At 53.0% G+C, this 12,735-nt stretch carries 14 protein-coding genes; 6 read left to right on the top strand and 8 right to left on the bottom strand.

Translation table 11 applies throughout. The features are described 5' to 3' along the window. Nucleotides 1-120 precede the first annotated feature (120 nt). On the bottom strand, nt 121-801 hold the full coding sequence (locus tag BA6348_RS09235; protein WP_122953302.1) for a hypothetical protein: 681 nt from the start codon (nt 799-801) through the stop codon (nt 121-123). Nucleotides 802-1,110: 309 nt separating this feature from the next. Further along, nucleotides 1,111-1,353 (bottom strand): hypothetical protein, encoded by a 243-nt coding sequence (locus BA6348_RS26995; protein WP_174768813.1) that lies wholly within the window; start codon nt 1,351-1,353, stop codon nt 1,111-1,113. A gap of 492 nt (nt 1,354-1,845) precedes the next feature. Here BA6348_RS26995 and BA6348_RS09225 point away from each other — a divergent pair, with 492 nt between their 5' ends. Beyond that, on the top strand, nt 1,846-2,073 hold the full coding sequence (locus BA6348_RS09225; RefSeq protein WP_025847378.1) for an aspartyl-phosphate phosphatase Spo0E family protein: 228 nt from the start codon (nt 1,846-1,848) through the stop codon (nt 2,071-2,073). 270 nt (nt 2,074-2,343) lie between these two features. Here BA6348_RS09225 and BA6348_RS09220 read toward each other — a convergent pair whose 3' ends face one another. The 3 genes from BA6348_RS09220 to BA6348_RS09210 all read right to left on the bottom strand — a co-directional run bounded on the left by BA6348_RS09220 (nt 2,344) and on the right by BA6348_RS09210 (nt 5,861). Further along, the gene (locus BA6348_RS09220; protein WP_005831622.1) at nt 2,344-3,450 is read right to left on the bottom strand and encodes a YheC/YheD family endospore coat-associated protein; all 1,107 of its coding nucleotides are present in this window, start codon (nt 3,448-3,450) and stop codon (nt 2,344-2,346) included. 136 nt (nt 3,451-3,586) lie between these two features. Continuing rightward, complete coding sequence (locus BA6348_RS09215) at nt 3,587-4,780, bottom strand: M20 metallopeptidase family protein (protein ID WP_005831624.1); 1,194 nt, start codon at nt 4,778-4,780, stop codon at nt 3,587-3,589. Nucleotides 4,781-4,862: 82 nt separating this feature from the next. Continuing rightward, nucleotides 4,863-5,861 (bottom strand): PHP domain-containing protein, encoded by a 999-nt coding sequence (locus tag BA6348_RS09210; RefSeq protein ID WP_122953303.1) that lies wholly within the window; start codon nt 5,859-5,861, stop codon nt 4,863-4,865. A gap of 192 nt (nt 5,862-6,053) precedes the next feature. Between BA6348_RS09210 and yqeK the strand changes: the two genes are divergently transcribed. Continuing rightward, nucleotides 6,054-6,689: a bis(5'-nucleosyl)-tetraphosphatase (symmetrical) YqeK gene (gene yqeK / locus BA6348_RS09205; RefSeq protein ID WP_005831627.1), complete on the top strand. Its 636-nt coding sequence runs from the start codon at nt 6,054-6,056 to the stop codon at nt 6,687-6,689. A gap of 34 nt (nt 6,690-6,723) precedes the next feature. Here yqeK and BA6348_RS09200 read toward each other — a convergent pair whose 3' ends face one another. Further along, a complete protein-coding gene (locus tag BA6348_RS09200; protein ID WP_005831629.1) occupies nt 6,724-7,197 on the bottom strand; it encodes a dihydrofolate reductase in 474 nt (157 codons plus the stop codon). Next, complete coding sequence (locus BA6348_RS09195; RefSeq protein WP_122953304.1) at nt 7,194-7,988, bottom strand: thymidylate synthase; 795 nt, start codon at nt 7,986-7,988, stop codon at nt 7,194-7,196. Before BA6348_RS09195 ends, BA6348_RS09200 begins: the two co-directional genes overlap by 4 nt. A 137-nt stretch (nt 7,989-8,125) precedes the next feature. Here BA6348_RS09195 and pdxR point away from each other — a divergent pair, with 137 nt between their 5' ends. Next, nucleotides 8,126-9,559 (top strand): MocR-like pyridoxine biosynthesis transcription factor PdxR, encoded by a 1,434-nt coding sequence (gene pdxR, locus BA6348_RS09190; protein WP_005831633.1) that lies wholly within the window; start codon nt 8,126-8,128, stop codon nt 9,557-9,559. A 138-nt stretch (nt 9,560-9,697) separates the two neighbouring features. Further along, nucleotides 9,698-9,895: a hypothetical protein gene (locus BA6348_RS09185; protein WP_005831636.1), complete on the top strand. Its 198-nt coding sequence runs from the start codon at nt 9,698-9,700 to the stop codon at nt 9,893-9,895. 156 nt (nt 9,896-10,051) lie between these two features. Here BA6348_RS09185 and BA6348_RS09180 read toward each other — a convergent pair whose 3' ends face one another. After that, complete coding sequence (locus BA6348_RS09180) at nt 10,052-10,258, bottom strand: cold-shock protein (RefSeq protein WP_005831638.1); 207 nt, start codon at nt 10,256-10,258, stop codon at nt 10,052-10,054. A gap of 129 nt (nt 10,259-10,387) precedes the next feature. Between BA6348_RS09180 and BA6348_RS09175 the strand changes: the two genes are divergently transcribed. Both BA6348_RS09175 and putP read left to right on the top strand, forming a co-directional pair. Beyond that, complete coding sequence (locus BA6348_RS09175) at nt 10,388-10,846, top strand: hypothetical protein (RefSeq protein ID WP_005831639.1); 459 nt, start codon at nt 10,388-10,390, stop codon at nt 10,844-10,846. Nucleotides 10,847-11,038: 192 nt separating this feature from the next. Beyond that, nucleotides 11,039-12,502, top strand: a complete 1,464-nt coding sequence (gene putP, locus BA6348_RS09170; protein ID WP_007780793.1) for a sodium/proline symporter PutP — start codon at nt 11,039-11,041, stop codon at nt 12,500-12,502. The last annotated feature ends 233 nt before the right edge of the window (nt 12,503-12,735 follow it).

Below are 12,735 nucleotides of genomic sequence, written 5' to 3'. Positions count from 1 at the left end.
AAATAACCATGCGAACTTCATCAGAAAACTAACAGCGGCAACCTGAATAATTTAGGTTGCCGCTGTTAGTCACAATCATATAACATTAATCAATGAGACCCCAATTGACCGCTTCTCACACTAAGCTTGGTTTGATGTTCTATCCGCAACAGATGACTCCAGAGACAGTAACATTAAGTGAGCAAAACTCTCGAAGAAAAACGTGCTAAAAATATCATAATCGACTTGATTAACATCGATCTTTTTATCGCTGTCTTGTAACTTATGGATCACTAAGTTCCTGACATTTTTACATCTCTCAATTTTATCACTCATATAATTATACTTAAGTTCAGTAGCTTTCCTCGGTCCTTTAAGTAGAGCCTTAAGTTGATCCCTTAGCAATCTGCCAGTATTTTTCTCGTCTCCATTGGGGAATTTTGCCTGGTCAGGGTGTACAACCTTTATCATTCCAGCTAAGAAGTCCACTCGATCCGATATGATATCATTCTTCGCCTTATGTTCATATGGTCGCATTACTTTTTCCATACTTTCAAGAAAAGCATGTTGTGGATTCTTTAGAAAGAAACTCGTCCAGACCCCCAAAGCTGTACGAATTTTCAAATCGTTCTCAGCCTCTCCCTGAAGATGTGGAGCCAGTAAACGAAAAATTTCTTCCCGATGAGGAACGCTTAGTTGCTTAAAATTAGGTTTGGGGTAGATATGCAAAACGTTTTGTGAATCCTCCGTTTGAAAGATCACCGAGTCTACATCAAGAATCGTAGCGTGTATAAACTCCAGAAAACGCCGTATGATGTTCACGAACCTGTCAGTCTCTGGGTAACTTTTCGACTCTCCAAATTCAATTAGCCAATCCTTACTGATCTTTGTTCCATTATAGCAGAGTCAAACAACATAGTGAGATGGAGAGGTAGGTGCTACTCAAGCAGTCGAGTTGACCTTCACTATCCGTTGGCAAACGAGCCTATCATGCCCGCCCCTCCATGTAAAGCCGTTGACGGAACCCTCCATCTGTTAAAAACCCATTTACCCCCAAAAAATTTACATTCCCTGACGGATTCAAAATATAAGTGTCTTATTTTATCCTCTTGATTTTCTGAACTTAGCTTTTTAAACGAATCTTCTAGCATTCCTCTTTGATCTCCATAAAGAGAGCCCTAATGACGGAAAAAAATACGTATAGCCATCAGATTGATTTCGATCATATTCTGCAATTTCATCAATTTTCTCTACAAGATCTTCAGCTTTCGTGTTGAATACATCAATGCCCATCAATAAGCAGTTAAATGTTTCCTTTAAAACCTCAGGAATTTCTATAAAATCAACCTTACCTTCAGAATCATATTCCAACATGAAGAGCCCTTGAAATAGTCCTGAATATGATATTCTTTCTGATACTTTTCAGTATAACTTTGAATGCATTTTTCAACTTCATCTTTGCTCATGCCAAATTTTATTAAACCGATGCCCTCCCCAGATTCGATGATTAAATTGTCCATTTCCAAACTCCTATACAATTTTTCCTGTCAAATACCAGAGACCGATTTCAAAATAATATCTTCTCGGTTTCATTCTTCCGACATCATCCACAGGAAACGGCACCCCATCTTCTATTACAACAAGCATATATTCCAGGTAATCAGAGACTGCATTTCTGCTTTCGGACCATGTTTTTACATTTTATTACAAATTATATCTTGTCGCGACAAAAAAATCCATATTTTCCCCTCCCCCCTATCGTTGGTTATGTTAATCTTCATATCTATGCAATATTCCCCAACTGCTTGTTTTTGGCAGAATAACATATAGTTATATGTACCCTTATATTGAAAAAATAGGGAGCTGATGATTGTAGATACGGGGAAAAAAATAAGCGTTCCCTCTACTGATCTGACAGAGAATAATCGAAAAAAAGAGAACATATCAGAAATCATAGAGGAAATGCGAGAACAATTAGTGAAACTGGTCCAAGAAAAGGGGATTTCCGACAGCGAAGTTATAGTGTTAAGCCAATGTCTGGACGAATATATTGTGCAATTTCAAATCATCATGAATAGACAATCTAGTAAATGAGAGATTCATACTGGATACAACATACGGAGGAACTGGTACGATTGAGTGCGTCCAGTTTTTTTCTTTTAGACAATTACTAAATCGCCCCACGATTGTTCGACATATCTGCTCCCGCCATCACGTTAATATAGCAATAGCACTGAAATGCATTCCTTCCTCCAGACCTTTTTTACAGTTTCTTCTTTTTGAAATATGTTCGAAAGTGGCTTACGACGGTCAAACAGCGTCTCAGGGTTTAAAAAAGACCCTTCAAGCTGCGGAAGGGTCGTGTCAACCGAATGACTGGTCTTTTCGCTGCGCGTCCTGTTCGATCAGGTACAAAGCGTATTCCAAAGGGCGGCGCACCGCCTGAAGGTAGCGGCGAAGCTCTCCCAACTGCCTGAATATTTCCCGGCCCGGCTTCGGATTGATTTCGATAATCCACACCCTGCCGTGCACATCAATGCCGAGATCAAAGCCAAACTCCATCATCTGCCCGAAGTGCTGCTCGATGCGCGCCACCGTTTGCACGACGAGCTCTTTGCATTCCAGCACGATGCGCCTCGCTTCTTCTTGCCCGAAGCGATTGACCAAAAAAGGGATCGCCGCCATCGCCGTGCCTCCGCCGTGCAAATTCGAGGTCGAGGATCGCGTCGAGCCGATGCGGATTCCCATGCCCGTCAGCCCCCAGATGCCTTTTCCGTCTTTTTGCACCAGCACTCGCGCATCGACGGTTCGCCCCGGCACCAGCGACAACTGTAGCCCTTGTTGCAGAAAAAAGTCTTCTCTGCCGTTTTTCTCGCGCTCCATCCACGCCTCCAGCCGCTCGCATACTTTGGCGATGGACGGGAGCTTTTCGCTGCTTTTCGCCTGTTGCTTGGTTCGGCCGTGCAGCAAGTAGCCCTCTTCGGTTTTTTCCACGCGCAGGATGCTCCGCCCGCCTGAGCCGTTTGTCGGCTTGAGATAGACCAGGCGATGGCGTGCCAGCATGGAAACGAGCGTGCTTCTGGAGTAGGCGAACGTTTCCGGCAGCCACCTCGTCAAAAGCGGATCTACCTGCAAAATTTGATGCAGATTAAATTTATTCGTGAAACGGCTGTTGGCATAGCGGAACCAGTTTTGCTTGCGAAACGGCAGGTAGCGGCTGTGTTTCGCCAACGGGTAATACCGATAGCGGTCGATGACAATGTCCGGCCAGTCGAACCATTCACTCTTCCAGCCTTTTTCGGCGGGGATGAAGCCTTTGATCCTGCGCTTGGAAAACTGGACATCCTGCGGCCCGAATACAAAAACATCCGCCCCCATGCCGTTGCCTTCTTTGACCAGACGGCGCAAAAATCCTGGTTCGACAAATCCGGCTTCTCCCCGGTAGGTCAGTATGCCGATCCGTTTTCTCACTGAGGCCGTCCCTCCTTTGTTCACCCGTATGCCGTGTGCGGTGTGTGACGCCTCATTTCATCAGTTTATGGTAGCAGGCAAAAAAAAGCGCCTTTGCCATCGCTAGGCAAAAGCGCATCTTTGCAAGTCTTCTTGTTTACGCCTGATGCTTTTCCAAGTAGAGCAGGGCTGTTCGTCCCAACAGCTCTCCGGCAATGAGCATCGAATCCTCGTCGATGTCAAAGCGCGGATGGTGGTGCGGGTAGTTCGCCAGCTTTTCCGGATTGCCCGCCCCGACAAACAGGTAGGCGCCAGGAACCTTTTCCAGGTAGTATGAGAAATCTTCTCCGCCCATCAGCGGCTTCATCGGCTCCACGCGCTCAGGGCCAAACGCCGCCACTGCCGCCTCGCGGGCGAGCTGCGCTTCCTCTTCGTGATTGATGACAGCCGGGTAGCCGCGCTCGTACGATACTTTCGCCTCGCCGCCCATCATCTTCGCCGTGCCGATGGCGATTTCGCCGAGGCGCTGCTCCGCGCGATCCCGCACGTCCGGCAAAAACGTACGCACGGTTCCCGTCAGGCGACAGCTATCTGCAATAATGTTGTTGTTGTCGCCGCCATTGAACGTACCGACCGTCACGACGACGCTCTCCAGCGGGCTGACGTTGCGGCTGGCGATCGTCTGCAAATTCCCGACGATTTGCGAGCCGATCACGATGGAGTCGACCGTTTCCTCCGGAACAGCGCCGTGGCCGCCCCGCCCTTTGATCTCGATCACGAAGTCATCCGTGTTCGCCATGATCGGGCCGCCGCTGATGAACACTTTGCCTACTGGCAGCATGGACCAGAGATGGACGCCAAACACTGCATCGACGCCGTCGACTGCCCCGTCCTCCGTCATTTGAATCGCGCCGCCCGGAGATTCTTCCTCCGCATGCTGGAACAAAAAGCGAATCTCTCCGGCGAACTGGTCGCGGTGCGAAGCGAGTACGCTTGCCAGCCCCAGCAACTGGGAGGTATGGGCGTCGTGGCCGCATGCGTGCATGACCCCAGGAACAGTTGACTTGTACGGAACGTCTTTTTGATCCTGAATCGGCAACGCGTCAAAATCGGCGCGCAACGCGACGACCTTGCCCGGACGGCTGCCCTTGAGCACTCCGATCACCCCGCGGCCGCCTACTCCTGTCCGCACTTCGTCAAAATTCAGATTTCTCAAGATTTCCGCAATCATCGCCGGCGTCTTTTCCTCCTGAAAGGAAAGCTCCGGATATTGGTGAAGATGGCGGCGCCACGAAATGATTTGCGGCTCCACCTCTTTGAGCAACGATTTCAGTTGTTCCTGCAAGGACATCTGTTTTTCTCCTCCCACTGGGTGCACTTTTTTATGCCTGTCTTTATCATAGCAAAAATGCGCCCACAATGGGGGAGCTCCCTCAGCCAATCGCAAGCTCGCTCCTTTTTCTGTCGGCAAAAACGGCGACAGCGGCAAAGCCTGCCCGCTTCAACTGCGCCCGCGCCTCGGCCAGATGCTGCCCCACCTGATCGGGAGCGGTCGCATGCGAAGACAGCGTGATCGGCACCTCGTGCTGCGCGAGAATTTGCAAAAAGCGAAAGCTCGGGGAAAACTCGCGCAGCGACTGGCCGCGCACGTACCCGGCGTTCAGCTCGGCGGCCATGTCTTTGCGCCGCAGCGCCCGGGCGACCCGCTGGTAATAAGGCAAGAGCGCCGTCTCGTCCGGCTTCGGCCCGAATGCTTTGATCCCGTCGAGGTGCACCATGACATCGAACAGGCCGCTTTCGATCGCCTGCTCCAGCACATCGAAATAGCTGCTGTACAAGCCCGCTGGCGCCACCCTTTCCCAATGCTCCTGGACGTCCCGAACCGGAAAGCCCCATCCCCCGGGAAAATGGACCGCTCCCATGCACACGTCCCACGGATACTGCCCGCTCACTTCACGCAGCACGTCTTCCCCGCCCGGAAAATAATCTAGCTCAATCCCGATGCGCAGCGCAAGTCCGTCCTCCGCCCATCGCTCGCGCTCTTCCGCCAGAAACGCGACGTAGGCCGGAAGCGAATCGTTGGCCATCTGCGCAAGCCAGCGCCGCTGCGCCCTGCCCAGGCGGTCGTCGCCTACGCGAACATGCCGCTCGTAGTAGGGGCGGTACTCCGCAAAACGGTACAGATGCTCCGCTACACACACTTGCACGATTCCTGCCTGCTTGGCCCGCGCCCGATACAAGTCCAGCCACTCTCTGGAGTACGGGCCGTTTTGGAGCCTTTGGGCAAGCCCTTTGACCAGTTCGTTGGCCCAGCCTCGGCTTTCGCTCTCCTCCTTTTCGTCCAAAAACGGCCGGAGCGCGCAAGCCTGCCCGACCAGCCAGTCCAGCGAGTATGGCCCTTCTTCCAGATGCACGTGAAAGTCGACCTTCATCCTATTCCTCCCGCGGTTTGTCCACCCGTTTTCTACTGTTTGTATGCGAAAGGCGGCTGCGATATGTCTTGGGGAGAGGGAAAGCTCGACACGCGCCGTCTTTTGTTTGTACAATAGGAATATACTGATTTTTCGCACGAAAAGTCTTGCCCCTTTTGAGAGTCCAGCCTGTTCGGCAAAAGGAGAATGCCCATGACGCTTTTGGCAGCGTGGACAAAAGAATGGGAACGTACAGATAGCCTGGCTCGCGATATTTGCAGCCTCTTTCGCTTGCACGGATGCACCGAAACAGCGCGGCACTCCGTACTGGTTGCCCAGGAGGCAGAACGGCTGGCGATCCGCTTCGGCGTGGATCGGCAAGCCGCCGTCACGGCAGGGCTTTTGCACGACAGCAGCGCGATTTTTCCGAACAGCCAGAGGATCGAGGTAGCGAGGCTGGCAGGGGTGGACGTGCTGCCAGAGGAAGAACAATTTCCGATGATCGTGCACCAAAAGCTGTCCGTCGTCATAGCCCGCGAGCTTTTTGCGGTTTCGGATGCAGACATTTTATCTGCTATCGGCTGCCACACGACATTGAAGGCCGGCGCGAAGCCGTTGGACCTCGTCCTTTTTGTGGCCGACAAAATCAAGTGGGATCAGCCGGGCACGCCCCCCTATCTCCAGCCGTTGCTCGCGGCGCTGGACGATTCGCTGGAGTGCGCCGCGCTCGTCTATCTGGCGTATTTGTGGGAGCGGCGCGACAAGCTCCGCGTCGTGCATCCGTGGCTGCGTGACGCCTATCTGGAGCTATCTGAACGCGCCGCCAAACCAAAAATGCCTCCTGACTGACAGGAGGCATTTTTTCTATATGATCGCCGATCATCTATTTTTTGCGCTCGTACACGTAAAATGTATGCGGATGCGCGTTTTTCTCGTCCACTACGCCCTCGCGCTTGTCCACCAGCACAAACGCGTCGCGGTCCCAGGCCGGAAAAAACGTGTCGCCTTCCGTCTCCAGATCAATTTCCGTAATGTACATCCGATCCACGACATCCAGAAACTGGCGGTAAATCTCGGCACCGCCAAAAATGATGACGTCGCCCAGCGCGAGCACCTCTTCTTTTGTGTGCACGACGTCGACGCCCTCCGGGTGAAAGGCCCGGCTGCGGGTCAACACGACGTTTCGCCTGTTCGGAAGCGGCTTGCCGATCGACTCAAACGTCTTCCTGCCCATGACAATCGTTTTGCCGGTCGTGATCTCCTTGACGTTTTTCAAGTCGGCTGGCAGGCTCCACGGCATGTCGCCGTCTTTGCCGATCACCTGATTTTTCGCGTAGGCCACAATCAGGCTAATCATACCGCCACCTCGCCCTTGATGTGCGGATGCGCCTCGTAATCGACAATTTCGATATCGTCATACGTGAAGTCAAAAATGGACGTGACCGTCGGATTGAGCTTCAGCTTGGGCAGCGGCTTCGGCTCGCGCGTGAGCTGGAGCTTCACCTGCTCGATATGGTTCACATACAGGTGCGCGTCGCCCAGCGTGTGGACAAAATCGCCGACCTTGAGCCCGGTGACGTGTGCCACCATGTGCGTCAACAGCGCGTAGGAAGCAATGTTGAACGGCACGCCCAAAAACGTGTCGGCACTGCGCTGATACAGTTGGCACGACAGCTTGCCGTCCGCCACGTAAAACTGGAACAGCAAATGGCACGGCGGCAGCGCCATCTCGTCCAAGTCCGCCGGATTCCACGCGCTCACGACCAGACGGCGGGAGTCCGGATTTTTTTTGATTTCCTCCACCACCCATTGAATTTGGTCCACGGTCTTGCCGTCGCGCCCGGTAAAGGAACGCCACTGCTTGCCGTACACCGGGCCTAAATCGCCGTTCTCGTCTGCCCACTCATTCCAGATTCGCACCCCGTTTTCCTGGAGGTAGCGAATGTTGGTGTCTCCAGACAAAAACCACAACAGCTCGTGAATGATTGATTTCATATGCAGCTTTTTCGTCGTGACCAACGGAAAGCCCTCGCTCAAATCAAAACGCATCTGATGCCCGAAAACGCTCATCGTACCTGTGCCTGTCCGGTCTTCTTTCGTGACGCCTTCAGCCAAAATGCGTCGGCACAAGTCTAAATATTGTTTCAACCCCATCAACTCCTTCGTCCTCTATACTAAACAAACCGTGTCAAAATTGAAAGCCAAGATTCGATCAATGGTATAATGAGCTGGATGATTTTAACTTCTGCCACGGAATTTGAACACGCACAGAAAGCAGGATGGACATGGACGACAAGACGACAGGGACAAAAACAAAGCCATTATACAAGCAAATTGCCGAGCAGATCGAGCAGCGCATCAGCAGCGGCGAGTTCGGCCCGGGCAGCAGCCTGCCCTCAGAGCGCTCGCTGGCAAAAGAGCTGGGCGTCAACCGTTCGACGATTGTCGCCGCCTACGACGAGCTGCAAGCGGCCGGGATCGTGGAGCGCAGGCAAGGGAGCGGAACGCTCGTCAGCCAGGACATTTGGGGCTTGGCTCGCACGCGGGTCCCGAACTGGCGGCATTTGACCGAGACCGGATCGTTTCGCCCCAATCTGCCGCTCATCCGGAAAATCCGCAGAGAAACGCAGGAAAACGAACTGATCGACCTGGCGAGCGGCGAGCTTTCGCCTGATCTCGTTCCCCGCGATACGCTGCGACAGTTGATAAGCCCGGATGACTTTCCCGCTCACCTCGGCTACGAGCATCCGCAAGGCAACTGGTCGCTGCGCGAGACGCTGGGCCGCCATATGCAAGAATGGCGCAGCATCGAAGCGCCCGCCACCTCGATCATGATTACTTCCGGGGCGCAGCAAGCCTTGCACCTCGTCGTGCAATGCCTGCTCAAACCAGGCGACGCCGTAGCGATCGAGACGCCTTCGTACTGCCATTCCTTGCCGCTGTTTCACTCGGCTGGCTTGCGCACCTTTTCGCTTCCCGTCGAGCGGCATGGCATCGACCCGAACCAGCTCGCCGAACTGCACCGCAAGCATCGGATCAAAATGGTGTTTCTCAACCCGAACTTCCAAAATCCGACCGGGACGCTCCTGTCGCTTGCCCGCCGGAAGCAACTGCTCGCTTTTTCCGCTGAAAACGGCATTCCGATCATCGAGGACGATCCTTACAGCCTGACCGCTTTTTCCAAAGAACCGATCCCTACGCTCAAATCATTGGACAAGCACGGCACAGTCCTGTACATCAGCTCGCTGACCAAAATCGTCGCGTCCGGCCTGCGCATCGGCTGGATTGTCGGCCCGCAGACCGTCATCGAGCGGCTGGCGGACGCGAAGCAGCAGTTTGACTTCGGGCACAGCATTTTCCCGCAATGGCTGGCCGACCGCTTTTTGGCTTCCGCCGAGTTTGCCCGGCACGTCGATCGGCTGCGCACGCAGCTTGCCCTCCGTCACGACCAGCTATTTTTTTCGCTGCAAGAAACATTCGGCGAACAGGTCGACATGGCGGGAGCACAAGGCGGCATCCATCTCTGGTGCCGCTTTGCCGGAACATGGAGCGAGCAGCAGCTCCTGACCGAAGCCGTCAAGCGGGGCGTCGTCTTCGTGCCCGGCCATTTGTTCGGAGCAGCGCCGGGGCATGTGCGCTTTACGTTCGGAAGAGCCTCTCTCGGACAAATTCCTGCCGCAGTCGAGCGTTTTGCAGAAGCATTTACCGCAAGTGGATGAGCAAAAAAACCGCAAAGTGGATGGCCACTTTTTGCATAGGACGGTATATGATCGAAGCAGATACCTTACCAACCATCTGCATCCTTGTGTGTGCCTCACAGGATGACTGTGTGATACAGAAAGGACGATTGGTCCGTCATGACTATTTTTCCCTTTATTGTTGCCGTCATCATCCTCGTTGTCTTTGCGTTCGTCGGGACGTTTCTCATCGGTCTGAAGCCTGTGGAAGCCAAGCAGCGCAGCTTCAAGCAGCGTTCGCGCAACCTGCTGCTCATATACGGGTGTATTACGTCGATGCTCGTCATCGCCTTGGCCGTCTTTCTCTACAACCTGTAGGACTTGCACTCCCTGCGGGGGAACCCCCCCTGGAAGAACGGTCTGCCAACAATAAGACGCCGTCTGCCCTTACGGGTGTGACGGCGTCTGGAATCAAAAGATGACGGATCGGTCATCTGCTGTTTTTACAGGCTACAGTATAAGCTCTGTTCTTGCCTAGACGATTTTGCGCGCGACATTTGCCGCTTGCAATCCCCGCTGTCCATTCACAATCTCAAACACGACCTGCTCGCCTTCCTCCAAATTCCGGTAGCCTGTGCCCGTGATCGCCGAATAGTGCACGAACACGTCAGGGCCTCCATCCCGCTCGATGAATCCATATCCTTTTTCCTTGCTGAACCATTTTACTTTCCCTTGAATCATTGCGCTTCCTCCCTGTAATCAGTGCAGCTCTTACGCTTACCTCATCATATGCGGATGCGCCGAAAGTGGATATACAGTAAAATAAATCAAGTACGATTCAAGAGTGCAAGGAAGGGGTGGAGCACGAACATGAAAAAAGCATGGATTCTCGGCTGCGCGCTGCTCTTGACAGCCTGCTCGGAAATTTCCGAAGGCGTACAGACAGCGCAACAGGCAGTAGAAACGGGCAAACAGGCCATCGAGGTAGGCAAGCAGGCGGTGGAAGCGGGCAAGCAGCTCGCAGAATCGGAAATCGCCCAGCAATTGAAGACTTATCTCCAGCAAAAATACGAATCCTCTGAGCCTCTGCGCAACGCCATGTTCAGCGGTGACGGACAGTTGCTCGTCGACCAGTTGCAGCAGACTGAGCTGGCCAACTTCAGTTTTTACAAGTCCGAACTGTTCGGAGTGGAATACACAGGCAAGCTCGCTGGCGACGGGTCTTTTCAAGTGCTGAAACACGATTTGAACAACCCGGGTGCAGAGCCTACTGTCGTGAAGGAGTTCAAGGTGACTCTTGACGGCAATGGACAGATTCAAGTGCAGTAAAAAAAGGATAAAATAGAAAATTGAACCTGCGATGGTAAAATCGCGGGTTTTTTTAATTCGATTAAAAACTTTTTATTGTTTTTCTACTAAATTTTCTGTGTTTTTTTTGTAGATTTTCATATCTGGGCATGATATTGTGTAAGACGTCACTATTACTTTTAACAATATTGAACTGAACAAGAGGTGCTATCCATGAATATGCTGCTCACGTCCATCATTGTGTACATGGTAGGCATGCTGCTCATCGGCTATTATGCCTACAAGCGTACCTCCAACTTGAGTGACTACATGCTCGGCGGCAGGTCACTCGGACCAACTGTAACCGCTCTCAGCGCTGGCGCATCCGACATGAGCGGCTGGCTGATGATGGGATTGCCCGGTGCGATATACGCCACAGGCCTTAGCGCCTCCTGGATCGCCATCGGTCTGACACTCGGTGCGTATGCCAACTGGCTGTACGTGGCTCCGCGTCTGCGCACGTACACGGAGGTAGCCAACAACTCCATTACGATCCCGGCTTACCTGGAAAACCGCTTCGGTGATGGCTCCCGGATGCTGCGCCTTGTCTCGGCACTCGTTATCATGATCTTCTTCACGTTTTACGTCTCGTCTGGCCTTGTATCCGGCGGTGTCCTGTTTGAAAACACGTTTGACATGGACTACCGTACAGGCTTGTGGGTAGTTGGCCTGGTTACCATCGCGTACACGCTGTTTGGCGGCTTCCTCGCCGTAAGCTGGACCGATGCCGTGCAAGGGCTGATTATGGTCATTGCCCTCATCATGGTGCCGCTCGTCACGATCTTGACCGTTGGCGGCGTGGGCGAAACGTTTACGACCATTCGCTCGGTCGATCCGTCCCTGCTCGATATTTTCAAAGATACAAGTCTGCTCGGAATTATTTCCTTGTTCGCCTGGGGGCTCGGCTACTTCGGACAGCCGCACATCATCGTCCGCTTTATGGCGATTACTTCAACAAAAGAAATTAAGAAAGCGCGTTCAATCGGAATGGGCTGGATGATTTTCTCCGTAGCTGGCGCCATGTTTACCGGACTGATCGGGATTGCGCTGTTCGCGAAGCAAGGCTGGACGATTGCCGACCCGGAAACGATCTTTATCCAGCTCGGTACTGTGTTGTTCCATCCGCTCATCACCGGCTTTTTGCTCGCTGCGATTTTGGCTGCGATCATGAGCACGATTTCTTCCCAGTTGCTCGTAACCTCCAGCTCGCTGACGGAAGACATTTTCAAAACGTTTCTCAAGCGCTCGGCTTCGGATAAAGAGCTGGTCGCCGTCGGCCGCCTCTCCGTCCTGATCGTCGCCGTCATCGCCTTTTTGCTGGCGCTGAACAAAAACGATACGATCCTCGACCTCGTCGGCTACGCCTGGGCCGGATTCGGCGCTTCGTTCGGTCCTGTCATCCTGCTGTCCCTCTACTGGAAGCGGATGAACAAATGGGGCGCGCTCGCTGGCATGATCGCCGGAGCCGTCACCGTCATCGTCTGGACGCGCTTCGATGTGCTGAAAGACTTCCTGTACGAAATGGTTCCGGGCTTCGCCGCAAGCTTGCTCGCCATCCTTATCGTCAGCAAGCTGACCAGCGAACCGTCCAAGGAAGTGGCTGCCCAGTTTGACCAGTACAAAAAAGCAAGCGAATAAAACTGGCCCAAGCAAAAAACGCCCACGCTTTGCCTCCCGTGCAAATGCTTGGGCGTTTTTTTCGTTGCGGTTAAAGCTTTGGCCGCTATTTGTCAGGCCCTCGCACGAGCAACCGTTGCTGTGCGCCAAGCTTGCTTACCCGCCCGCAGCGGTTCTTGTTCCGACAGATTCGGACCGCATGACAAAATTTGGCTGCGCCAAGCCGCTGGCGCCGTCTTAGCTGCACGTAAAAA

Origin of the sequence: Brevibacillus agri (genome assembly GCF_004117055.1) — a bacterium.
Lineage (GTDB): Bacteria > Bacillota > Bacilli > Brevibacillales > Brevibacillaceae > Brevibacillus > Brevibacillus agri.
This window is presented reverse-complemented; position numbering and strand designations above follow the sequence as displayed.

What these genes read in the sequence shown, in the direction of transcription:
- BA6348_RS09215 (WP_005831624.1), bottom strand. Translation starts at nt 4,780, where the DNA reads ATGTCCTTGCAGGAACAACTGAAATCGTTGCTCAAAGAGGTGGAGCCG.
- BA6348_RS09200 (WP_005831629.1), bottom strand. Translation starts at nt 7,197, where the DNA reads ATGATTAGCCTGATTGTGGCCTACGCGAAAAATCAGGTGATCGGCAAA.
- BA6348_RS09210 (WP_122953303.1), bottom strand. Translation starts at nt 5,861, where the DNA reads ATGAAGGTCGACTTTCACGTGCATCTGGAAGAAGGGCCATACTCGCTG.
- putP (WP_007780793.1), top strand. Translation starts at nt 11,039, where the DNA reads ATGAATATGCTGCTCACGTCCATCATTGTGTACATGGTAGGCATGCTG.
- BA6348_RS09185 (WP_005831636.1), top strand. Translation starts at nt 9,698, where the DNA reads ATGACTATTTTTCCCTTTATTGTTGCCGTCATCATCCTCGTTGTCTTT.
- pdxR (WP_005831633.1), top strand. Translation starts at nt 8,126, where the DNA reads ATGGACGACAAGACGACAGGGACAAAAACAAAGCCATTATACAAGCAA.
- BA6348_RS09175 (WP_005831639.1), top strand. Translation starts at nt 10,388, where the DNA reads ATGAAAAAAGCATGGATTCTCGGCTGCGCGCTGCTCTTGACAGCCTGC.
- BA6348_RS26995 (WP_174768813.1), bottom strand. Translation starts at nt 1,353, where the DNA reads ATGTTGGAATATGATTCTGAAGGTAAGGTTGATTTTATAGAAATTCCT.
- yqeK (WP_005831627.1), top strand. Translation starts at nt 6,054, where the DNA reads ATGACGCTTTTGGCAGCGTGGACAAAAGAATGGGAACGTACAGATAGC.
- BA6348_RS09225 (WP_025847378.1), top strand. Translation starts at nt 1,846, where the DNA reads ATGATTGTAGATACGGGGAAAAAAATAAGCGTTCCCTCTACTGATCTG.
- BA6348_RS09180 (WP_005831638.1), bottom strand. Translation starts at nt 10,258, where the DNA reads ATGATTCAAGGGAAAGTAAAATGGTTCAGCAAGGAAAAAGGATATGGA.